Origin of the sequence: Rhizobium sp. F40D2, from assembly GCF_051810745.2 — a bacterium.
Taxonomy (GTDB): domain Bacteria; phylum Pseudomonadota; class Alphaproteobacteria; order Rhizobiales; family Rhizobiaceae; genus Rhizobium.
This window is the reverse complement of sequence record NZ_JBPWQX020000001.1, coordinates 198015-219684: the sequence shown is the minus strand read 5'-3', so window position 1 is coordinate 219684 and position 21670 is coordinate 198015. Positions and strand designations below refer to the sequence as shown.

At 62.6% G+C, this 21670-nt stretch carries 19 protein-coding genes and 1 pseudogene; 10 read left to right on the top strand and 10 right to left on the bottom strand.

Annotated elements, in window-relative coordinates; all coding sequences use genetic code 11:
• Positions 1-27: 27 nt before the first annotated feature.
• Together ACS4RS_RS23355 and ACS4RS_RS23350 are read right to left on the bottom strand one after the other, a co-directional pair.
• Complete coding sequence (locus ACS4RS_RS23355; RefSeq protein ID WP_439013694.1) at positions 28-1236, bottom strand: amidohydrolase/deacetylase family metallohydrolase; 1209 nt, start codon at positions 1234-1236, stop codon at positions 28-30.
• Between the two features lie 164 nt (positions 1237-1400).
• A complete protein-coding gene (locus tag ACS4RS_RS23350; protein ID WP_439013640.1) occupies positions 1401-2270 on the bottom strand; it encodes a sigma-70 family RNA polymerase sigma factor in 870 nt (289 codons plus the stop codon).
• Positions 2271-2397: 127 nt separating this feature from the next.
• On the opposite strand from ACS4RS_RS23350, the gene ACS4RS_RS23345 reads away from it, so the two are divergent.
• The gene (locus ACS4RS_RS23345; protein ID WP_439013693.1) at positions 2398-2856 is read left to right on the top strand and encodes a carboxymuconolactone decarboxylase family protein; all 459 of its coding nucleotides are present in this window, start codon (positions 2398-2400) and stop codon (positions 2854-2856) included.
• 48 nt (positions 2857-2904) lie between these two features.
• Here the strand turns inward: ACS4RS_RS23345 and rhaI are convergent, their stop codons facing one another.
• Together rhaI and ACS4RS_RS23335 are read right to left on the bottom strand one after the other, a co-directional pair.
• Positions 2905-4197: an L-rhamnose catabolism isomerase gene (gene rhaI, locus ACS4RS_RS23340; RefSeq protein ID WP_439013639.1), complete on the bottom strand. Its 1293-nt coding sequence runs from the start codon at positions 4195-4197 to the stop codon at positions 2905-2907.
• A 194-nt stretch (positions 4198-4391) separates the two neighbouring features.
• Positions 4392-6488 (bottom strand): bifunctional rhamnulose-1-phosphate aldolase/short-chain dehydrogenase, encoded by a 2097-nt coding sequence (locus ACS4RS_RS23335; RefSeq protein ID WP_439013638.1) that lies wholly within the window; start codon positions 6486-6488, stop codon positions 4392-4394.
• Positions 6489-6685: 197 nt separating this feature from the next.
• Here ACS4RS_RS23335 and ACS4RS_RS23330 point away from each other — a divergent pair, with 197 nt between their 5' ends.
• From ACS4RS_RS23330 to ACS4RS_RS23290, 9 genes are all read left to right on the top strand, one after another.
• Entirely contained in the window at positions 6686-7498 is an 813-nt protein-coding gene (locus ACS4RS_RS23330; RefSeq protein WP_012555180.1) for a DeoR/GlpR family DNA-binding transcription regulator, read from the top strand.
• Positions 7499-7544: 46 nt separating this feature from the next.
• Positions 7545-8540 (top strand): rhamnose ABC transporter substrate-binding protein, encoded by a 996-nt coding sequence (gene rhaS, locus ACS4RS_RS23325; protein ID WP_439013637.1) that lies wholly within the window; start codon positions 7545-7547, stop codon positions 8538-8540.
• 72 nt (positions 8541-8612) lie between these two features.
• Positions 8613-10148 carry an ATP-binding cassette domain-containing protein gene (locus ACS4RS_RS23320; RefSeq protein WP_439013636.1) on the top strand — a complete coding sequence of 512 codons (1536 nt, stop codon included), beginning with the start codon at positions 8613-8615 and terminating at the stop codon, positions 10146-10148.
• 40 nt (positions 10149-10188) lie between these two features.
• Complete coding sequence (locus ACS4RS_RS23315; RefSeq protein WP_439013635.1) at positions 10189-11205, top strand: ABC transporter permease subunit; 1017 nt, start codon at positions 10189-10191, stop codon at positions 11203-11205.
• Positions 11202-12209 carry an ABC transporter permease subunit gene (locus ACS4RS_RS23310; protein WP_439013634.1) on the top strand — a complete coding sequence of 336 codons (1008 nt, stop codon included), beginning with the start codon at positions 11202-11204 and terminating at the stop codon, positions 12207-12209. Before ACS4RS_RS23315 ends, ACS4RS_RS23310 begins: the two co-directional genes overlap by 4 nt.
• On the top strand, positions 12206-12526 hold the full coding sequence (gene rhaM, locus ACS4RS_RS23305; protein ID WP_439013633.1) for an L-rhamnose mutarotase: 321 nt from the start codon (positions 12206-12208) through the stop codon (positions 12524-12526). The genes ACS4RS_RS23310 and rhaM overlap by 4 nt, the downstream gene beginning before the upstream one ends.
• Positions 12523-13902 carry an FGGY family carbohydrate kinase gene (locus tag ACS4RS_RS23300; protein ID WP_439013632.1) on the top strand — a complete coding sequence of 460 codons (1380 nt, stop codon included), beginning with the start codon at positions 12523-12525 and terminating at the stop codon, positions 13900-13902. Before rhaM ends, ACS4RS_RS23300 begins: the two co-directional genes overlap by 4 nt.
• A gap of 89 nt (positions 13903-13991) precedes the next feature.
• Entirely contained in the window at positions 13992-14756 is a 765-nt protein-coding gene (locus ACS4RS_RS23295) for a fumarylacetoacetate hydrolase family protein (protein WP_439013631.1), read from the top strand.
• A 157-nt stretch (positions 14757-14913) separates the two neighbouring features.
• Positions 14914-15693 (top strand): ATP-binding cassette domain-containing protein, encoded by a 780-nt coding sequence (locus ACS4RS_RS23290; RefSeq protein WP_439013630.1) that lies wholly within the window; start codon positions 14914-14916, stop codon positions 15691-15693.
• 7 nt (positions 15694-15700) lie between these two features.
• Here the strand turns inward: ACS4RS_RS23290 and mmsB are convergent, their stop codons facing one another.
• The 6 genes and pseudogenes from mmsB to ACS4RS_RS23260 form a co-directional block, all read right to left on the bottom strand.
• A complete protein-coding gene (gene mmsB / locus ACS4RS_RS23285) occupies positions 15701-16582 on the bottom strand; it encodes a 3-hydroxyisobutyrate dehydrogenase (RefSeq protein WP_439013629.1) in 882 nt (293 codons plus the stop codon).
• 9 nt (positions 16583-16591) lie between these two features.
• Positions 16592-18187 (bottom strand): GMC family oxidoreductase N-terminal domain-containing protein, encoded by a 1596-nt coding sequence (locus tag ACS4RS_RS23280; protein WP_439013628.1) that lies wholly within the window; start codon positions 18185-18187, stop codon positions 16592-16594.
• A gap of 110 nt (positions 18188-18297) precedes the next feature.
• Positions 18298-19287 (bottom strand): ABC transporter permease subunit, encoded by a 990-nt coding sequence (locus ACS4RS_RS23275; RefSeq protein ID WP_439013627.1) that lies wholly within the window; start codon positions 19285-19287, stop codon positions 18298-18300.
• 1 nt (position 19288) lies between these two features.
• Positions 19289-20176 (bottom strand): ABC transporter permease subunit, encoded by an 888-nt coding sequence (locus ACS4RS_RS23270; protein WP_439013626.1) that lies wholly within the window; start codon positions 20174-20176, stop codon positions 19289-19291.
• Between the two features lie 4 nt (positions 20177-20180).
• Positions 20181-20883: pseudogene (locus ACS4RS_RS23265) on the bottom strand (ABC transporter ATP-binding protein).
• The gene (locus ACS4RS_RS23260; RefSeq protein WP_439013624.1) at positions 20883-21665 is read right to left on the bottom strand and encodes an ATP-binding cassette domain-containing protein; all 783 of its coding nucleotides are present in this window, start codon (positions 21663-21665) and stop codon (positions 20883-20885) included. The pseudogene ACS4RS_RS23265 and the gene ACS4RS_RS23260 overlap by 1 nt, the downstream one beginning before the upstream one ends.
• Positions 21666-21670 lie beyond the last annotated feature (5 nt).

The window sequence follows — 21670 nt, the reverse complement described above, 5'->3', positions numbered from 1 at the left end:
GTCGCCGAACCAAGCCCGACGGCGATCCTACCTGTAGGAATAGCCATGGCTATGGCGCACCAGCTTGCGCGCCCGCGGCACGTAGCGGCTGGCAGTGACCGCATCGGCGCCCATCACCGCGTAACGCGGCTCGAACAGCTGGTTGAGGATCGAGACGTCGCCGTTGGAATCCGTCGCCTCGAGATCGGAATCGACGAGGTCGAAAATGGTGAATTCGGCCTGCGCGCCGACCGCAAGCCGGTTCTCCATCGACAGCTTGATGACCGATGCCGGTGCATGGGTGACGGCCTCGACCACCTTGTCGAAGGGCATGCCGACGCTGAGCAGCTTCGACATCGTCGTCGCCAGGTCCCAGACCGGGAAGTTCATCGAATGGCCGTGAAGGTCGGTCGAGATCGAGAATGGCAGCAGCCCGCGCGCGATCGCCGCTTCCGCTACCTTGAAGGAGAAGGAGGCGCCGCCATGGCCGATGTCGAGGCGAATGCCCTCGGAGGCGCAGCGCTCGGCGAGATTGAAAAGATCCTCATCCTCCATGATGCTCGAACCCGCCTTGCCGTTGAAGCAGTGGGTGACGACATCGCCGGGGCCAAGAATCTCCAGCACTTCATCATAAAGCGCCGGCGGTTCGCCGACATGCACCATCATCGGCACTTTCAGGATCTTGGCGATCTTCTTGCCGAGCTTGACAGGGGTGACGCCCCAGGAGCCGGTGATGACATGGCTGGCGCGCACCTTGATGCCGACGATGTGCTCGCTGTTTTCGGCATAGACTTCAAGGATGCGGTCGAGATCGATATCTCTGATATCCCTGAGTTCGGCGACACGGTTGCAGGCGACGAGGCCAATCGAGCCGAGGTTCAGGAACGCCTTGATGCGCTCGCGCGAGGGCTCGATGATATATTCGCGGAAGCCATGGAAATTCGCCTCACCGGCCGAACCGGCATCGACCAGCGTGGTGACGCCGCGCTCGAGACCGCATTCGGATGGACGGATCGAAATGTCGGTGCCGCCATGCCAGATATGCACATGCAGGTCGATCCAGCCCGGCGAGACGAAGGCGCCCTTGCCGTCGATGCGGGTCACATCCTCAGAAACGGCGAGCGCCGGACCGATTTCTGCGATCCTGCCGTCGCGATCGACGAGAATGTCGACCGCCCCTTCCGCAGTCCCCGCACCGAAAGCGATCGGTTTCACATTGGTGAGAAGGAGCGGCTTCTTCGCCTGGTCGCCGGACATGCTCATATCGCGTAATTCCACAGTTATGTTACATAAATCTTTATAATAGAATAAAGCTGGAGGTGCGCCTGTCAAGGAAAATGACGCGACCAGGGCGGCCGCGAAAATGGCTGCGAAGGCGCGCCAATCTGAAGCGCGCCTCCTGAAAGAGCAACCGGATCGTTTCAGCTGGAAAGCACGGAATAGTCGACGTATTCGAGATAATCCGGATCGGCGAAGGCGTCGATCACCGTGATCTTCCCATCGGCGATAGTCAGCGTCACGACGACGCGCAGTTCGTCCTCGATGCGGACGATGAATCCGACTTCGCCGTCGACGAGCGCGGCTTCCGCCGCCTGTGCCCGGCCCTTGAACAGCTCTGCGACCTCGGACGCGCCGCGCCTTCCGCCAAAGGGACCGAACCGCGCCGCGGTCGCATCCGGCCGGAAGACGACATCGGGGGCAAGCACGGCAAGCAACGCCTCGAGATCGCCGTTGCGCGATGCCGTCAGGAAGGCTTCGGCGATCGTCCGCTTGCGTCCGAAATCGACATCGGGCGCCTCGTCCGTGCCCTGCACTCGGCGGCGGGCGCGGCTTGCGAGCTGCCGGGCGGCGGCAGACGAGCGGCCGATGATCGGCGCGATCTCGTCAAAAGGCAGATCGAACATGTCATGCAGCACGAAGGCGACACGCTCGGCCGGCGCCAGCGTCTGCAGCACGACCAGCAACGCCACGCCGACCGATTCGGCGAAGGCCGCATCGCGCTCCGGATCATGTGCCGGATCGGCAATCGCGGCATGGACCGGCATCTCCAGCGGCTCCTCGCGCCGGGTCTTGCGCGCACGCAGCATGTCGAGGCAGATGCGCGCCACCACCGTCGTCAGCCAGCCGCCGAGATTGCCGACGTCAGTCGTATCGGTGCGATTGAGCCGCAGCCAGGCCTCCTGGACGGCGTCTTCAGCCTCGCTGCGCGAGCCGAGCATGCGATAGGCCGCCGCCCGCAGATGCGCCCGGTTCGCCTCGAATTCATCGGCCAGCCATTTTTTCTCGTTCATCCGTCACATTCCTTCGCTGCGTTCCGTCAAGCTCATGACGAATGAAACCCGGCCGGTGTGACAGCGCCGGCGGATCGTCGAAGAGCAAAATGCATCAAGGAGACATATCATGCAGGAAAAATTGGTCATGCAGGAGAGAATGGGAAATCCCGCCCTGGTGCTTCCCGCCGCCATGCAGGCGCTGACGGCGCTTGCGCAGGTGCCGGCCGAGGCTGGCCTTTCGCCGAAGCTGCTGGAACTCGTCAATCTGCGCGCCAGCCAGATCAACGGCTGCAGCGTCTGCATCGACGGTCATCCGCGCATCGCCAGGAAGCTCGGCGAGACCGATGAAAGGCTTTTCGCCGTCAGCGCCTGGCGCGACACGCCCTATTTCAGCGGTGCCGAGCGGGCAGCCCTTGCGCTGACCGAGGCCGTCACCCGCACCAGCGACCGTTCCGACCCCGTGCCCGACGAGATCTGGGACGAGGCGACGCGGCACTATGACGGCAAGAGCCTTGCGGCCCTCGTCATCGCCATCGCCAATATCAATGTCTGGAATCGGCTGAACATCGCCACCCGCCAGATCGCCGGCGCCTGGAAGCCGTAAACGCAGTTGCCGGCAGCGAAGCACCCCTACGCTGCCAGCGACCGAAGTTCAGATGATACCGCCGCCGCCGGCAACCGAAGCCGGGCGCTCGGCCGCAATCTTCTTGCGATAGCCGCTGGCGCGATAGGCGGCGATCGGGTCGATCGCGCCGCCGGCCCTGCGCCGGGCTTCGGCGAGGATCGGCTCGACATCGGCGCGATAGGCGCGCTTCAGCGTTTCCGAGGCCATCAGCGCGTCATTGTCCTGCTGGTAGCCTTCGAGCGCCTTGCGGTCGACGATCAGCGCCTGCGCATAAGCACGGCGGATTTCGTTGGCGCTGTTGATCAGGCTCTCGATCGGATCGGTGACATTGTGCGACTGGTCGATCATATGGGCCGGGTTGAAGTCGTTGACCCCACGCTGCTCGGCATCGACCAATTCATTGAAGACGAGGAACAGCCGATAGGGATCGATCGCGCCGGCATCGAGATCGTCATCGCCATATTTCGAATCGTTGAAGTGGAAGCCGCCGAGCTTGCCGAACTGGATTAGCCGGGCGACGATCATCTCGATATTGGTGTTCGGCGCATGATGGCCGAGATCGACGAGGCAATAGGCCTTGGGGCCGAGCGTCTGGGCGATCAGGTAATTGGTGCCCCAGTCCTGCACGATCGTCGAATAGAAGGCCGGCTCGTACATCTTGTGCTCGGAGAAGAGCTTCCAATCATCGGGCAGCGCCTTGTAGACATCCGCCATCGAGGCGAGGTAGCGCTCGAACGCCTTGGTGAAATTGCTCTGGCCGGGGAAGTTCGAGCCGTCGCCGATCCAGACCGTCAGCGCCTTCGAGCCGAGTGCCTTGCCGATCTCGATGCATTCGAGATTGTGCTCGACCGCCTGCGCCCGCGTCGCCGCGTTGGTGTGGCTGAGCGAGCCGTATTTGTAGGAATGGGCCTGTCCCGGCGCATCGGAGAAGGTGTTCGAATTCATCGCATCGAAACCGAGGCCGAGCGCATCGCCCTTGGCCCTCAATTCCTTGGCATCCGCCTTGTCCCAGGGAATATGCAGCGAGACATTCGGCGTCGCCTGTGTCAGCTGGTTGATGACGGCGCAATCGTCGAGCTTGTCGAAAATGCCGCGCGGTTCGCCCGTGCCGGGAAAGCGGGCAAAGCGCGTGCCGCCGGTGCCGACGCCCCAGGAGGGAACGGCGACGAAAAATTCCGCGACCTTGCGGGTGATTGCTTCGATATCGACGCCGCGGCGGTCAAGGTTCGCACCCAGCGCCTCGTAATCGGCTTTCAGCGCGGTCGCCCGCTTGTCGTTTTCCGTCGCGACCAGATCCTGCGCGATCCTGAACTCGGCCATTTCTACCTCCCGATTGTTTCTCTCTTCCCTTCTCCCCAGCGAGGAGAAGGTGGCCCGAAGGGTCGGATGAGGGGGCGACACGGCATGACGCCAATAGTTCTTCGCTTTCCGCTCAGAACACGCATCGCTTCGCTCAGCGTCCCCCTCATCTGCCTGCCGGCATCTTCTCCCCGCCGGGGAGAAGAGACCAAGCCTTACCGCGTAAAGCTCTGCACGTTGCCGGCATCGACGTTGATGATGTTGCCGGTCGATTTTGCCGAAAGGTCCGATGCGAGGAAATAGATCGCTTCGGCGATATCTTCCGGAAACACGTTGAGCTTCAGCATCGAACGCTTGCGGTAATGTTCCTCGAGATCGTCCACCTCGATCTTCGACGAGGCGGCGCGCTGTTCGCGCCATTCGCCGCTCCAGATCTTCGAACCGCGCAAAACCGCATCCGGATTGACGGTATTGACGCGGATGCCGGCATCGGCACCTTCCAGCGCCAGGCAGCGGGCGAGATGGATTTCGGCGGCCTTTGCCGTGCAATAGGCAGCGGCATTCGGCGAAGCCGCGAGACCGTTTTTCGAGGCGACGAAGACGATGTTGCCGCCGAGCGCCTGACGGCGGAACAGACGGAAGGCTTCGCGCGAAACGAGGAAATAGCCGGTCGCCAGAATATCGATATTGCGGTTCCATGTCGAAAGCTCGGTGGCTTCGATCGGCGCGGAGGAGGCAATGCCGGCATTCGAGACGAGGATATCGATGCCGCCGAACTCGACCGAGGCTTCCGCGAAGGAGGCGATCACCGCATCTTCCTTGGTGACGTCGAGCCGGACGCTGCGCACCGCGTCGGCGCCAAACTTCTTGATGAAATCGGCCTCGGTGCCCTCAAGCGCCGCCTGGTCGATATCGGCAAGCACCACGCAGGCGCCCTCGCCGACGAGGCGCGCGGCCGTCGCCCGGCCGATGCCGCCGGCGCCGCCGGTGACGAAGGCCACCCGGCCGGCGAGGCTCTTCGGCTTCGGCATGCGCTGCAGCTTGGCCTCCTCGAGCAGCCAATATTCGATATCGAAGGCTTCCTGCTCCGGCAGGCCCTGATATTCCGAAACCGTCGAGGCGCCGCGCATGACGTTAATGGCGTTGACGTAGAATTCGCTGGCGATGCGGGCCGTCGCCTTGTCGCGGGCGAAGGACAGCATGCCGACGCCGGGAACGAGGAAGATGACTGGATTGGCGTCGCGCATGGCGGGTGAATTGTCATGCTTGCAGTCGTTGTAATAGCGGGCGTAATCGGCGCGGTAATCCTCCAGCGCCTGGTCGAGGCCGGCAACGATCGCGTCGACATCCGGCTTGGCGGGATCGAAATCGACGATCAGCGGGCGGATCTTGGTGCGCAGGAAATGATCGGGGCAGCTGGTGCCGAGCGCGCCGAGCGGGCGCAGATCCTTCGAATTGACGAATTCGAGCACGGCGTCCTGATCGTCGAAATGACCGAGCTTGCGCTCCTGCCTGCCAATGCGGCCGCGGATCTCCGGCATCAGCCGCGCAGCGATGGCGCGGCGCTCGGCAACGGGCAGGCTCTCCGTGACCACGCCGCCGAAAATCGTCTTGCCTTCGGTCTTTTCGGCAAACCAGACGATCGCCTTGTTGATGATATCGAGCGTCAACTCGTAGCAGGCCTTGGCATCATCAGCCCAGGTAAAGAGGCCGTGGCTTTCGAGCACGACGCCCTTGGCATTCGGGTTCGCCTTGACGAAGGCTTCGAGATCGAGGCCGAGCTGGAAGCCCGGACGGCGCCACGGCAGCCAGCCAATCTCGGCGCCGAAGATCTGCTGCGTCAGTTCCCGGGAATTCTTCGAGGCGGCAATCGCGATGATCGCGTCGGGATGCATGTGATCGACATGGGTGAACGGCACGAAGCCATGCAGCGGCGTGTCGATCGAGGCGGCGCGGGCATTGAGGTTGAAGGTGCAGTGCGGCAGGAAGCCGACCATGCGGTCCTCGTCTTCGACACCCTTATAGATGCCCTTCAGCGCTTCGAGCTTGTCCTGGTAGAGGGTGGCGAAGCCGTCGAGCTTGATGGTGCCGACATCGCCGCCGGAGCCCTTGACCCATAGCACCTTGACCTTGCCGCCATCAAGCGGATCGGTTTCCATCACTTTCGCCGAGGTGTTGCCGCCGCCATAATTCGTGATGCGCTTGTCGGCGCCGAGCAGGTTGGAGCGATAGAGCAGCTTGCCGGGCTCATCGAGGCCCGCCGCATATGCATCATCCCACCGGTTATCCAGAAGCCGGACGTTCGCCGCCATATCATCCTCCCATATAGGCTTGTCAGGGGCCGCGATCAGCGCGCCCTTTCGCTCACGGTATCGCGCATCAAAAGTGCGCTTGTCAATCGAAAACGATCAAATCCGATTATGCTGCATCGCAATATGAAAATTTATGATCGTTTGTGATTGACAGTCATTAAGGGATGCGAAATAAATGTGACAAGAGGAGGAGCCCAATGCACGAACGCGAACGCCATCGCATCATCTTAAGCGCTGTTCAGGAAAAGTCCGTGGTGACGATCCAGGACATTGCCGAGCTGACGGAAGCTTCCGAAGCGACAATCCGGCGCGACATTGCGGCTCTTCATGTGCAGGGCAAGATCCGTCGCGTCCGCGGCGGTGCCGAAGCGGTGCATCCGCCACAGCTCGGCAATCTTGCCGGCCGACCCTTCCGGGTTTCAGAATCAGTCAACATCGATAAAAAACGTGCAATCGCCCGCGCAGCCGTCGATCTCTGCGAGGCGGGCGATGCCATCATCATCAATGGCGGCACGACGACCTTCCAGATGGTGCATTACATGGCCGGCCATCGCCTGCAGGTGATGACCAACTCTTTTGCCATCGCCGAACATCTGGTCAAACATTCCAAAAACACGGTGACGGTACCGGGCGGCGCGATCTATCGCGAGCAGAGCCTGATCCTGTCGCCTTTCGACAATGACGCGATCCGCAATTTTTATGCGCGGCGCATGTTCATCGGCGCCCAGGGCGTCGGCCCGCTCGGCATCATGGAGGCCGATGCCCTGATCATCCAGAGCGAGCAGAAGCTGATGCACCAGGCCGACGAACTCGTCGTCATGGTCGATTCAAGCAAATTCAATCGCCGGTCGAGCCTCATTCTTTGCGCGCTCGACCGCGTTTCTGTGGTCATCACCGATGACGGGATTTCAGACGAGGCGGCTCGCATGATCGAGAATGCCGGCGTCCGGCTCGTTGTCGCAAGCCCGGTGGCCCAGGCTGTGAGGGAGGATTCCTCGTCGGTCGCATGAGGCGCCGTCGAGGTGTGGAAGTCTAATCTTTAAGGGAGGAAAGTACATGAAACTCACAAAGACACTTGCGCTCGGCGTCGCGCTCGCCGTCGCCATGATGGCCGGCACTGCCAGCGCCAAGGACATCAAGATCGGCCTCGTCGTGAAGTCGCTCGGCAACGGCTTCTTCGACGCCGCCAACAAGGGCGCCCAGGAAGCCGCCAAGGAACTCGGCGGCGTAGAGGTCATCTACACCGGTCCGACGTCGACGACGGCCGAAGGCCAGATCGAAGTCATCAACTCGCTGATCGCCCAGGGCGTCGACGCCATCGCCGTCTCGGCCAACGATCCGGACGCGCTCGTTCCGGCGCTGAAGAAGGCTGCCCAGCGTGGCATAAAGGTCATCTCTTGGGATTCCGGCGTTGCGCCGGAAGGCCGTATCCTGCAGCTCAACCCCTCGTCCAACGAGCTGATCGGCAAGATGTGCCTGACGCTGGTCAAGGACCATCTCGACGGCGGCAAGGGTGACTTCGCCATCCTGTCGGCAACCACGACCTCGACCAACCAGAATATCTGGATCGACCAGATGAAGAAGCAGCTCAAGGATTTCCCGGGACTCAACCTCGTCACCACGGTTTATGGCGACGACCTCTCGGACAAGTCCTATCGTGAAGCCGAAGGCCTGCTGAAGTCCAACCCGAACGTCAAGGTCATTGTCGCTCCGACGACGGTCGGCGTTCTGGCTGCTTCGAAGGTCGTTGAAGACAAGGGCCTTGTCGGCAAGGTCTACGTCACCGGTCTCGGCTTGCCCTCTGAAATGGCTGGCGCGATCAAATCAGGCGCGACGAAGGAATTCGCCATCTGGAACCCGATCGACCTCGGCTATTCTGCAACGCAGATCGCCTATCACCTGGCAAAGGGTGATGCCGATGGCAAGCCGGGCAGCGAGATTGAAGCCGGCCGCATGGGCAAGATCAAGATTGGCGACAATGGCGAAGCCGCCATGGCCGACCCCTTCGTCTACAACGCTTCGAACATCGACCAGTTCTCCAAGGTCTTCTGATCCGGAGCCGACGAATAAGATCCCGGCGGCCTTGCCGCCGGGATTTCCCTTTCGACATTTGGTAGAAATCTGATGAACGCCGCCTTCCAACAGACCGTCACGGACAGCAAAACCGGCGATGCGCCCGCCATTCTGGAAATGCGCGGCATCTCCCAGATCTTTCCGGGCGTGAAGGCGCTCGACAATGTCAGCATCGCGCTCCACCCCGGCACAGTGACGGCGCTGATCGGCGAAAACGGCGCCGGTAAATCGACGCTCGTCAAGATCCTGACCGGCATCTACCGGCCGAACGAAGGCGAGATCCTGGTCGACGGCCGGCCGACGACCTTTGCCAGCGCCCAGGCGGCGATCGACGCCGGGGTTACCGCCATCCATCAGGAAACCGTACTTTTCGATGAGCTGACGGTTGCCGAAAACATCTTCCTCGGCCACGCGCCGCGCACCCGCCTGCGCACCATCGACTGGCAGGCGATGAACAACCGCTCGAAGGCGCTGCTCATCGCCCTTGAAAGCAATATCGATCCGACGATCCGGCTCAAGGACCTCTCCATTGCGCAGCGCCATCTGGTGGCGATTGCCCGCGCTCTGTCGATCGAGGCCCGCATCGTCATCATGGACGAGCCAACCGCCGCCCTTTCGCGCAAGGAGATCGACGATCTCTTCCGCATCGTCCGCGGCCTGAAGGAACAGGGCAAGGCGATCCTCTTCATCAGCCACAAGTTCGATGAGGTTTACGAGATCGCCGACGATTTCGTAGTCTTCCGCGACGGCCGCGCCATCGGTCAGGGCCGACTCAAGGACACGCCGCAGGACGAGATCGTCCGCATGATGGTCGGCCGCGACGTCGAAAACGCTTTTCCGAAGATCGATGTCGCCATCGGCGGCCCGGTGCTGGAGATCCGCAACTACAGTCACCGCACCGAATTCCGCGACATCTCCTTCACCCTGCGAAAGGGCGAGATTCTCGGCATTTACGGCCTGATCGGCGCCGGCCGCTCGGAACTCTCCCAATCCCTCTTCGGCATCACCCGGCCGCTCTCCGGCACGATGATGCTCGAAGGCCGCGAGATCACCATCCATTCGCCGCAGGACGCGATCCGGGCCGGCATCGTCTATGTGCCGGAAGAACGCGGCCGCCACGGGCTGGCGCTGCCGATGCCGATCTTCCAGAACATGACGCTGCCCTCGCTCACCCGCACCTCGCGCCGCGGTTTCCTCAGAGCGGCAGAAGAATTCGCGCTCGCCCGCAAATATGCCGAGCGGCTGGATCTGCGTGCCGCTGCCCTTTCCGTGCCGGTCGGCACGCTGTCGGGCGGCAACCAGCAGAAGGTCGTCATCGGCAAATGGCTGGCGACGTCGCCGAAGGTCATCATCCTCGACGAACCCACAAAGGGCATCGACATCGGCTCGAAGGCCGCCGTGCACGGCTTCATCAGCGAACTCGCCGCCGAGGGCTTGTCGATCATCATGGTCTCGTCCGAACTGCCCGAAATCATCGGCATGTCGGACCGCGTTCTGGTGATGAAGGAAGGGCTCGCCGCCGGGATGTTCGAGCGCGCCGAACTGTCGCCGGAAGCGCTGGTGCGCGCCGCCACCGGCAATGCATGAGGCCCACAATGCATAAGGCCCGCATTCATAAGGTAAGAGCATGGCAAGACTGATCAGAAAACGCGAAACCCTGCTGTTCCTCATCATCGTCGTGATGATCGCGATCTTTTCGACGCGGGCAGCCGATTTCGCAACGCCGGACAATCTCGCCAGCATTTTCAACGATACCTCGATCCTGATCATCCTGGCGCTGGCGCAGATGACGGTCATCCTGACGAAATCGATCGACCTGTCGGTCGCCGCCAATCTCGCCTTCACCGGTATGGCGATCGCGATGATGAATGCCGCTTATCCCGATCTGCCGCTCGTCGTGCTGATCCTGATGGCCATCGTCATCGGCGCCTGTCTCGGCGCCATCAACGGCTTTCTCGTCTGGGCGCTGGAAATCCCGCCGATCGTCGTCACCCTCGGCACGCTCACCATCTATCGCGGCATGGCCTTCGTGCTCTCGGGCGGCGCCTGGGTCAACGCCCACCAGATGACCCCGATCTTCCTGTCGGTGCCGCGCACGCCGATCCTCGGCCTGCCGGTTCTCGGTTGGGTCGGCATCATCATCGTGCTCCTGATGTATGTGCTGCTCCGATATACCCAGTTCGGCCGCTCGGCCTATGCGACCGGCGGCAATCCGACCGCCGCCGTCTATGCCGGCATCGATACGGGTTGGACCAAATTCCTCGCCTTCGTTCTGTCAGGCGCGCTCGCCGGGCTTTCGAGCTATCTCTGGGTGTCGCGTTATGCCGTCGCCTATGTCGATATCGCCAACGGCTTCGAGCTCGACAGTGTGGCGGCCTGCGTCATCGGCGGCATCTCGATTGCCGGCGGCGTCGGCTCGGTCGCCGGCACCGTGCTCGGCGCGCTCTTCCTCGGCGTCATTAAGAATGCGCTGCCGGTGATCGGCATTTCACCCTTCACCCAGATGGCGATCTCCGGAACAGTCATCATTCTCGCCGTCGCCTTCAACGCCCGGCGTGAACGCAACCGCGGCCGCATCATCCTGCGCGACCGCGCCGCAGCCGAGATCAGAGCAGCCGAGATCAGAACGGGGGCCGCAGCATGAGCACCGTGTCCACACCCGAAAAACGGGTCATCCCCGATCGCCTCGGCACGCCGTTGCGCCGCATCGTCGCCAGCTGGGAAGTGCTGCTCTTTGGCGTCGCCGTCCTGATTTTCATCTTCAATTCCCTGGCCTCGCCCTATTTCCTCGATGCCTGGAACCTCTCCGACGCCACCTTCAACTTCACCGAAAAGGCGATGATCGCCTTCGCCATGGCGCTGCTCGTCATCTCAGGCGAGATCGACCTGTCTGTCGCTGCGATCATCGCGCTCGCCTCGACGGCGATGGGGGCGGCAGCCCAGTTCGGCGTCGGCACGCCGGGCCTGGTGCTGATCGGCATCGGCACCGGCCTTGTCTGCGGCATCTTCAACGGCGTTCTGGTCTCGGTGCTGAAACTGCCGTCGATCGTCGTCACCATCGGCACGATGAGCCTTTTCCGCGGCATTTCCTATATCGTGCTCGGCGATCAGGCCTATGGCAAATATCCCGCCGACTTCGCCTATTTCGGCCAGGGCTATGTCGTCTGGGTGTTCTCCTTCGAATTCGTGCTGTTCATCGTGCTGGCGATAGCCTTCGCCGTGCTGCTGCATGCGACGAATTTCGGCCGGCAGGTCTATGCGATCGGCAATAACGACTTCGCCGCCCGCTTCTCCGGCATCCCGGTCGAGCGCGTCAAATTCATCCTTTTCCTGCTGACCGGCATCATGAGCGGCATCGCCGCCGTCTGCCTCACCTCGCGCCTCGGCTCGACCCGGCCGTCAATCGCGCAAGGCTGGGAGCTCGAGGTCGTCACCATGGTCGTGCTCGGCGGCATCTCGATCCTCGGCGGCTCCGGTACGATCGGCGGCGTCGTCATCGCCGCCTTCGTCATGGGCCTCGTCACATTCGGCCTCGGCCTGTTGAACGTGCCCGGCATCGTCATGTCGATCTTCATCGGGCTGCTCCTCATCATCACCATCGCCATCCCGATCATCGCCCGCCGCATCAAGCTCATGAGTTCCCGATGACTTTGGAAAAACACGCCTTCAAGATGCAGCTCAATCCCGGCATGGAAGCCGAATACCGCAAGCGGCATGATGAAATCTGGCCGGAACTGGTCGATCTCCTGCATAAGTCGGGCGCCAGCGACTATTCCATCCATCTCGACCGTCAGACCAATACGCTGTTCGGCGTCTTGACGCGGCCGACCGACCACACGATGGCGGGCCTGCCGGAGCATCCGGTCATGAAGAAATGGTGGGCTTATATGGCCGATATCATGGCTGCGAATCCGGACAATTCGCCTGTTCAAGGCGACCTCGTCACCCTCTTCCATATGCCATGACCGCTCCCTCCTATCGCCGCATCGCCGTTCTCGACATCGGCAAGACCAATGCCAAGGTCGTCGTGCTCGACAGCGCGACGGGCGGCGAGATCGCCGTCCTGAAACGGCCGAACGTTGCGATCAAGACCGGTCTCTACCCGCATTACGACGTAGAGGCGCTCTGGTTATTCGCGATTGATGCGCTGAAGAACCTGGCGAGGGAACCGGGCTTCGACGCCATTTCGATCACCACCCATGGCGCCGCAGCCGCGCTGCTCGATCGGGACGGTGGGCTCGCCATGCCTGTGATCGACTACGAACATGAATATCCCGAGGCGATCCGCGATGCCTATACGGCCTTGCGCCCCGCCTTCGACGAAACCTTCTCGCCGCGCCTTGCGATGGGTCTCAATGTCGGCGCGCAGCTGCACTACCAGAAGAGCGCCTTTCCCGAGGCATTCGCCGAGGTGGCGACTATTCTCACCTATGCGCAATATTGGACGGCGCGGCTGACCGGTGTCGCCGCCAACGAGCTGACCTCGCTCGGCTGCCATACCGACCTCTGGAACCCGAAAACATCAGACTATTCCTCACTGGTGGATAAGCTCGACATTCGCGGCCTGATGGCGCCGATCCGCTCCGCCTTCGATGCGCTCGGCCCCGTCCTGCCCGGGATTGCCGCCGAGCTCGGTCTTTCCGCACCGGTGCCGGTCTATTGCGGCATTCACGATTCCAACGCCTCGCTGCTGCCGCATCTGGTCAACCGGACTGCGCCCTTCGCCGTCGTCTCCACCGGCACCTGGGTCATCAATTTCGGCGTCGGCGGCGATCTCGCTCACCTCGATGCCAAACGCGATGCGCTCGCCAATGTCGATGCCTATGGCCGGGCCGTCCCCTCCTCGCGTTTCATGGGCGGACGGGAGTTCGAGATGCTTTCGGCTGAGATCGGTCCCGTCGATGAAAAGGCCGCGCAGGCGGCGATCGGCCGCGTGATCGAAAAGGGTATGATGCTGCTGCCCAACATCGCCCCCGGCTCCGGACCTTTTCCCGGCAAGGCAAGCCGCTGGATCGGTGCCGAAGGAGCGAGCCGCGAGCAGCGCCATGCCGCCGCATGCCTCTATCTCGCTTTGATGACCGATGCCTGTCTCGCACTGACCGGCGCCAAAGGACCGGTTATCGTCGAGGGGCCTTTTGCGCTCAACGAGGCCTATCTGAAGCTGCTTGCGGCGCTTGCCGGCCGCGAGGTCCTTGCCCTTCCCGGCTCGACCGGCACCAGCCAGGGTGCCGCCCTCCTCACCGGCATCCGGCCGGTATCCGGCGCCGAGACGCATGTACCACCGGCCGCGATCGCGGGGCTTGCCGCCTATCGCGATCGCTGGTATGCGGCGATGGAATAAGAGCTTTTCCAGATACGGCCCAAGAACGCCCTTGTTCGATCCTGCCTTGCCGTTAGTGTGCCCCTCGAAATTCAATTCGAGGAAATAGCATGACAGAGACATTCGATCCGCGCGCGCTTGCAGCCAGGCTTCACAGCCTGCGCCAGGCCGGCCGACAGGAGGAAACCGGTACTTTCGCGCTGCCGGCCGATCTGCATCAGGCGATGGAGGCGCAGAATTTCCTGACTGCCGCCGACCGCATCTCCAGTAATGCCTGGAAGGTGACGGTCTCGCCGCAGGGTCAGGCGGTCACCGCTCCGCTGCATCCCTATGCCCAGGCCGCTTCGGGCGCGAGCATTCCCTGGTATCCGGGCATGAAATTCGAAACCGAGATCGCCGTGCGCTTCGGCAAGGATCTGCCGATCCGCACCGGCGCTGCCTATAGCCGCGCCGACGTGGTCGAGGCGATCTCCGCCGTCCATCTCGGCGCCGAACTGCTGGTCAGCGCCGTCAGGGAAGGCGGCAGCGTCTCCTTTCTGCTGTTTACATCAGACCGCCTCGGCAATAGCGGCTATGTGCTTGGCCCGAAGCTCGACAAAAGCGCTGTCGATACCGCCGGTGGCACACCGCTCAAGGTCACCCATGGCGGCCGCACGATCTACGATGGTCCGGCTCAGCATCCAAAGGGCGACGTTCTCACCTGGCTGGTCGATTACGCCAATGATGGTCTGCGCCCCGAGACATCGTTGAATGCAGGCGCGCTGATCACCACAGGCACGTTGAGCGGCGCGATCGAACTGACCGAACCCGGCGAGATCGATATCCTGTTCGGGGACAGCAGACTGAGTTTCTCGGTTGTCGAAGGCTTGATTTGAACCCCATTTTCGCTTGAGGGTTTCGATGGGCGTCCAATGGGCGCCCCGAATAGTGCCGAGCTGAAAGCATAAGTTGACAATTCTGGTTTAGTTTTGCAGGGAAAGGGAGGGCTCGCCCTCCCGAGCCCGTTTCGCAGCGCCGAACCTGGAGCAGACCATGCCTTCGCCTTTCCTTGCCCTGTCGGGAATCGAATATGCCATCGGGCCGAAATCCATCCTGCACGGCATCGACCTGACGCTCCAGCAGGGCCGTATCTACGGTCTGGTGGGGCCGAACGGTTCCGGCAAGAGCACGCTTTTGAAGATCATCGCCCGCCAGGTCGCGCCGAAATCCGGCGCCATCGCCTTCAACGGCAAGACGGCCGGTGATTGGGGTGCCCGGGAATTTGCCCGGCACGTCGCCTATATGCCGCAATTCACGCCAGCGACCGACGGCATGACCGTGCGCGAACTCGTGGCGCTTGGCCGTTTTCCCTGGCACGGCACGCTGGGCCGCTTCACTTCCACCGATCGCAATAAGGTCGAGGAGGCAATCGTCCGCACCGAGCTCAAGAATTTTGCCGATCGCCTCGTCGCCAACATGTCCGGCGGCGAGCGTCAGCGCGCCTGGATCGCCATGATGCTCGCCCAGGACGCCCGCTGCCTGCTGCTCGACGAGCCGACGTCGGCGCTCGACCTCGCCCATCAGGCAAGCGTTCTTTCATTGGTGCAGGAACTCAGCCACGAACGCGGGCTGACCGTCATCATCGTGCTGCACGACATCAACCTCGCCGCACGCTATTGCGACGCGATCATCGCGCTCAACCGCGGCAGGATCACCGCAGAAGGCACGCCCGCCGAGATCATGCAGGCTCACAAGCTGCAGTCGATTTTCGGCGTCGGCATGGGCGTCTTTCCCCATCCGGTGCGAAACGAGCCGGTCAGCTATCTCCTGTAGGTATCGTTTACGCCTTTTCCCGGAACATCTCGATGATGGCGGAGAAATCCCGTCCGCCATTGCCCTGCTTTTCGAAGAGCGCAAAAAGCTGGGCCGCTTCCGCACCCATCGGCGTTGACGCGCCGCTCGCCAGCGCCGCCTCCTGCGAGAGTCTCAGATCCTTCAGCATCAGCGCCGCGGCGAAACCCGGCTTGTAGTCGTTGTTCGCGGGCGAAGTCGGCACCGGCCCAGGCACCGGGCAATAGGTATTGATCGACCAGCATTGGCCGGATGAGGTCGAGGCGACGTCGAACAGCGCCTGGTGCGAGAGGCCGAGTTTTTCGGCGAGCACAAAGGCCTCGCAGACGCCGACCATCGAGATACCGAGGATCATGTTGTTGCAGATTTTCGCCGCCTGTCCGGCACCGGCCTCGCCGCAATGGACGATCTTCTTGCCCATCGCCTCAAGGATCGGTTTCGCCCTGGCGAAGGCCTCGTCCGAGCCGCCCGCCATGAAGGTCAGGGTGCCGGCGCTCGCCCCGCCGGTGCCGCCGGAGACGGGCGCGTCGAGCGACAGGCAGCTTGCGGCCTTGGCCATCTCATGCGCTTTGCGGCTGCTCTCGACATCGATCGTCGAGCAATCGATGACCAGCGTGTCCTGCGCCGCGGTCTGCAGGATATCGGTCCATGCCGTCAGCACGTGCTTGCCCTGCGGCAGCATTGTGATGATGATCTCGGCGTCCTTGACCGCCTGGCTGGCATGGCTTGCCGGTTTGACGCCGCTTTCCTCGGCCGCCTTCAGCACGGAGGCCGCGAGATCGAAACCGAGAACCTCGTGACCCGATTTGACGAGATTGGCCGCCATCGGCCCGCCCATATTGCCAAGCCCGATGAATGCGATCCTTGCCATGGTCTTCTCCTATCGATTGTCTTCGAGGATCATCGCCGCCGCCTTTTCGGCGATCATGATCGTCGGCGAATTTGTGTTGCCCGAGGTGATCGACGGCATCACCGAGGCGTCGGCGATCCGGAGCTTGCCGAGTGCCCGCAGTTTCAGCCGGGGGTCGACGACGCTGTCTCTGTCGGCGCCCATGCGGCAGGTGCCGACGGGATGGAAGATCGTCGTGCCGATCTCGCCCGCCGCCCGCTCCAGATCAGCCTCGGTCTGATAGCTCAGGCCCGGCTTGAATTCCTCCGGCTTGAACCGCGCGAAGGAAGGCTGCGCGACGATCTTGCGCGTCAACCGTATCGAGCGGACAGCTATGTCACGATCGCGCTGCGTCGAGAGGTATTTCGGGCTGATCGTCGGCTGGCCGGCGAAATCCGGGCTCGACAGATGCACTGAACCGCGGCTTTCCGGCCTCAGATTGCAGACGCTCGCGGTAATCGCCGGGAAGGGATGGACGGGATCGCCGAACTTCTCCAGCGAGACCGGCTGCACGTGATATTGCAGGTCGGGCGTTTCCCGGTCCGGCCCCGAGCGGGTAAAGATGCCGAGCTGGCTCGGCGCCATCGCCATCGGTCCGGAGCGGCGGACGAGATATTCGAGCCCGATCGCCGCCTTGCCGATCAGCTTCGTCGCCTTCTCGTTCAGCGTCGGAACGCCCGTCACCTTATAGGCCAGACGCAGTTGCAGATGGTCTTGCAGGTTCTCGCCGACACCCTTCACCTCGGTGATGACATCGACGCCTGCCCGCTGGAGAACCTCGCCCCTGCCGATCCCTGAGAGCTCCAGAATATGCGGCGAGCCGATCGACCCGGCCGATAGAATGGTTTCCTTGCCCGCATAGGCGCGTTTCGCCACGCCATCGTGCTGGAATTCGACGCCGGTGACGGCCCCCTCCTCCACCAGCAGCCGCCGGACCTGCGCCTTGATGAGGACGGTCAGGTTGGAGCGTCTCCGCGCCGGGCGCAGGAAGGCCTTCGAGGTGTTCCAGCGAATGCCGGAACGCTGGTTGACGTCGAAATAGCCAGAGCCTTCATTGCTGCCGCGGTTGAAATCCGCCGTCTCAGGGATACCTGCCTCTCTCGCCGCCTGCTGGAAGGCGTCGAGCACGGCCCAGCGTACGCGCGCCCTTTCGATGCGCCATTCGCCGCCGGCGCCGTGCATGTCGTCGGCGCCGCGATAAAAATCCTCGGACTTGCGGAAGAAGGGCAGAACATCGTCCCAGCCCCAGCCGCTGCAACCCATCTGCCGCCAGAGATCGTAATCGCGCGCCTGGCCGCGCATATAGATCATGCCGTTGATCGACGAGCAGCCGCCGAGCACCTTGCCGCGGGGATAACTCAGCGCCCGGCCGTTCAGTCCGGCTTCCGGCGCCGTGGTGAAACACCAGTCGGTGCGCGGATTGTTGATGCAATAGAGATAACCGACCGGGATATGGATCCAGTGGTAATTATCGCTGCCGCCGGCTTCCAACAGCAGCACCCGGCTCCGGCCATCGGCCGACAGCCGGTTGGCAAGCACGCAGCCGGCACTGCCCGCCCCGATGATGATATAGTCGTAACGATCCATGTGCGCCCCGCACGAAACTCTAGATGCTTGCCGCTTCCCTCTCCCCGCGGGACGGGGAGAGGGAGAGTCGCAGCGCCGCCGCCTGTCCCGAAGGACAGGGGTCCGCCCATTCAGCGGCGATAGACGAAGCCCAGTTTCCGCCCCAGCCGCGAGGCGTAGAATTCGCCGATGATGCCGCGGCGGAAAATCAGCACGCAGACCATGAAGACGATGCCGGTGATGATCGTGACCGGGAATTCCGAGGTGGCGAGGTAGTTTTCCAGCGCCACCACCAGCCCGGCGCCGAAGAGCGGGCCGATCAGCGTGCCGATGCCGCCGAGCAGCGTCATCAGGATCACCTCGCCCGACATCTGCCAGGCAACGTCGGTCAGGGTCGCGAATTGGAAGACGATCGATTTCACCGCGCCGGCCAGCCCCGCAAGTGCTGCCGACATGACGAAGGCGCCAAGCTTGTAGCGCGCCACGGAATAACCGAGCGAGATCGCCCGGTTTTCGTTCTCACGGATCGATCTCAGGATCATACCGAAGGGCGAGTTTATGAAACGCCAGATGATCAGCAGGCCGATGATGAACATCGCCAGTACGAAATAATACATGTTGGTCGAGCTGTTCAGATCGATGAAGCCGAAGAGATGGCCGCGCGGCACCGACTGGATGCCGTCCTCGCCTTCGGTAAACTTCGCCTGCAGGCAAAAGAAGAAGAACATCTGCGACAGCGCCAGCGTGATCATCGCGAAATAGATGCCCTGGCGGCGGATGGCGAAGAAGCCCATCACCAACCCGAGGAACGCCGCACCCGCCACGCCGATCAGGATGCCGAGCTCCGGCGGCAGCCCCCATGCCTTCACCGTATAGGCGGTGAAATAGGCAGCCCCGCCGAAGAAGGTGGCATGGCCGAAGGACAGCAGGCCGGTATAACCGAGCAGCAGGTTGAAGGCGCAGGCAAACAGCGCGAAGCACAGCAGCTTCATCAGGAAGATCGGATAGAAAAAGAACGGCGCCAGAAGCAGGAGCAAAAGCCCGATGGCGAGGAAGCCCGCCTGGACCGAAAGGGCGGTCCGGCTTCTTTCCGTGCGGATAGTGTCGGTGATATCAGCCATGTCAAGCATCCCGGCCGAAGAGGCCCGCGGGCCTGATGAGAAGCACGATCGCCATAATGACGAAGATCACGATGTTGGAGGCCTCGGGATAGAAGACCTTGGTCAGGCCCTCGGCGATGCCGAGCACATAACCGGTGATGATCGCGCCCATGATCGATCCCATGCCGCCGACGACCACCACGGCGAAGACGACGATGATCATGTTCGAGCCCATCAGCGGCGAGACCTGGTAGATCGGCGCCGCCAGCACGCCGGCGAAGGCGGCAAGACCGGCGCCGAGCGCGTAGGTCAGCGTCAGCAGCACCGGCACGTTGACGCCGAAGACCTGCACCAGCACCGCGTTTTCGGTGGCGGCCCTGAGATAGGCACCGAGCTTGGTCTTCTCGATCAGCAGCCATGTGCCGAGGCAGATAACGAGCGAGACGACGACCACCCAGCCGCGATAGATCGGCAGGAACATGAAGCCGAGATTGGCGCCGCCGGCGAGTGCTGCCGGCGTCGCATAGGGCTGGCCGGACGAGCCGTAGAGATAACGGAAGGTGCCTTCGACCGCGAGCGCCAGCCCGAAGGTGAAAAGCAGTCCGTAGAGCGGATCGAGATCGTAGAGCCGGCGCAGGAACAGCCGCTCGATGATCGCACCGGCAAGACCGACGATGACGGGCGCCAGGATCAGCGACGGCCAATAGCCGATGCCGGCATAGGTGAGCAGCAGATAGGCGGCGAAGGCGCCGAGCATATATTGCGCGCCATGGGCGAAGTTGATCACCCTGAGTAGGCCGAAAATGATGGCAAGGCCAAGGCTGAGCAGAGCATAGAACGAGCCGTTGATCAGGCCGATCAACAGCTGGCCGAGCATCGCCTGCAGGGGAATGCCGAAGATCATCGTCATCTGGTCATACTCCCAGAACCTTGTGCAGCGTATCCATGCGCTGCGGCAGTTCGCCGACCGGGAATTCCGACACCATCTGCCCATGATCCATCAGATAGAAGCGATCGGCAATACGGCTGGCGAAACGGAAATTCTGCTCGACGAGCAGGATCGTCATGCCGCGTCCTTTCAGCGTCTGCAGCACCTCGCCGATGCGCTGGACGATGACCGGGGGCAAGCCCCTCCGTCGGTTCGTCGAGAATGAGCAGCCGCACACCGGTGCGCAGAATCCGGGCGATCGCCAGCATCTGCTGCTCGCCGCCGGAAAGCTTGGTTCCAGGGCTGCCGCGACGCTCATAGAGATTGGGGAAAAGCTCGTAGATCTCGTCGAGCGTCATGCCGCCTTTCGCCACCACTGGCGGCAGCAGCAGGTTTTCCGACACGGTGAGCGTCGAGAAGATGCCGCGCTCTTCCGGCACGAAGCCGATGCCGCGATGCGCCGTCTTGTGCAGCGGCACCTGCATCATGTCGCTGCCGGCAAAGCTGATCCTGCCCTTGCGGGCCCGCACGATGCCGGTGATGGTGCGCAGCGTCGTCGTCTTGCCGACGCCGTTGCGGCCGAGAATGGTGATCGTCTCGCCTTCGGCCACCCGCATGTCGACGCCGTGCAAGACATGGCTTTCGCCGTACCAGGCGTTGAGTCCCTCGATTTCGAGGAGAGCGGCCATCAATGCTCCTCCGTGCCCATATAGGCCACCCGCACTCGCTCGTCCTGGCTGACGGTGGCATAATCGCCCTCGGCAAGGATTTCGCCACGCTGCAGTACCGTCACATGCTGGCAGATATTGGCGACGACGGAGAGATTGTGCTCGACCATCAGCACTGCCCGGTCGCGCGCGACGTCGCGGATGATCGCCGAGACGACGCCGACATCCTCAAGCCCCATGCCGGCCATCGGCTCGTCGAGCAGCAGCACCTTCGGATCCAGCGCCAGCGTCGTGGCGATTTCCAGCACCCGCTTGCGGCCATAGGAAAGATCGGCGGCGATATGATCACGCTCCTTGGAAAGCCCGACGCTGGCGAGCAGCTGCTCGGCGCGCTCGTTCAGCCGGTCGAGCGCCGAAAGCGGTCGCCAGAACTGGGTGGAAAGATTGTTCGGCCGCTGCAGTGCCACGCGCACATTGTCGAGAACGGACAGGTGCGGGAAGACCGCCGAGATTTGGAAGGAGCGCACCAGCCCCATGCGCGCCACCTTATCGGGCGGCGTGTGCGTGATGTCGATGCCCATCAGTGTGATCGTGCCTGCCGTCGGCTGCAGGAACTTGGTCAGCAAGTTGAAGACCGTCGTCTTGCCGGCGCCGTTCGGGCCGATGAGCGCATGCACGCTGGCGTCATGCACGTCGAGATCGACGTTCTTGACGGCAGTGAAGCCGCCGAAATCGCGGCGCAGGCCGCGGGCAGATAAGACCACCCGCGGCTTTTCCTGAGTTTCAATCGCGGAAACCGCCATTGCGC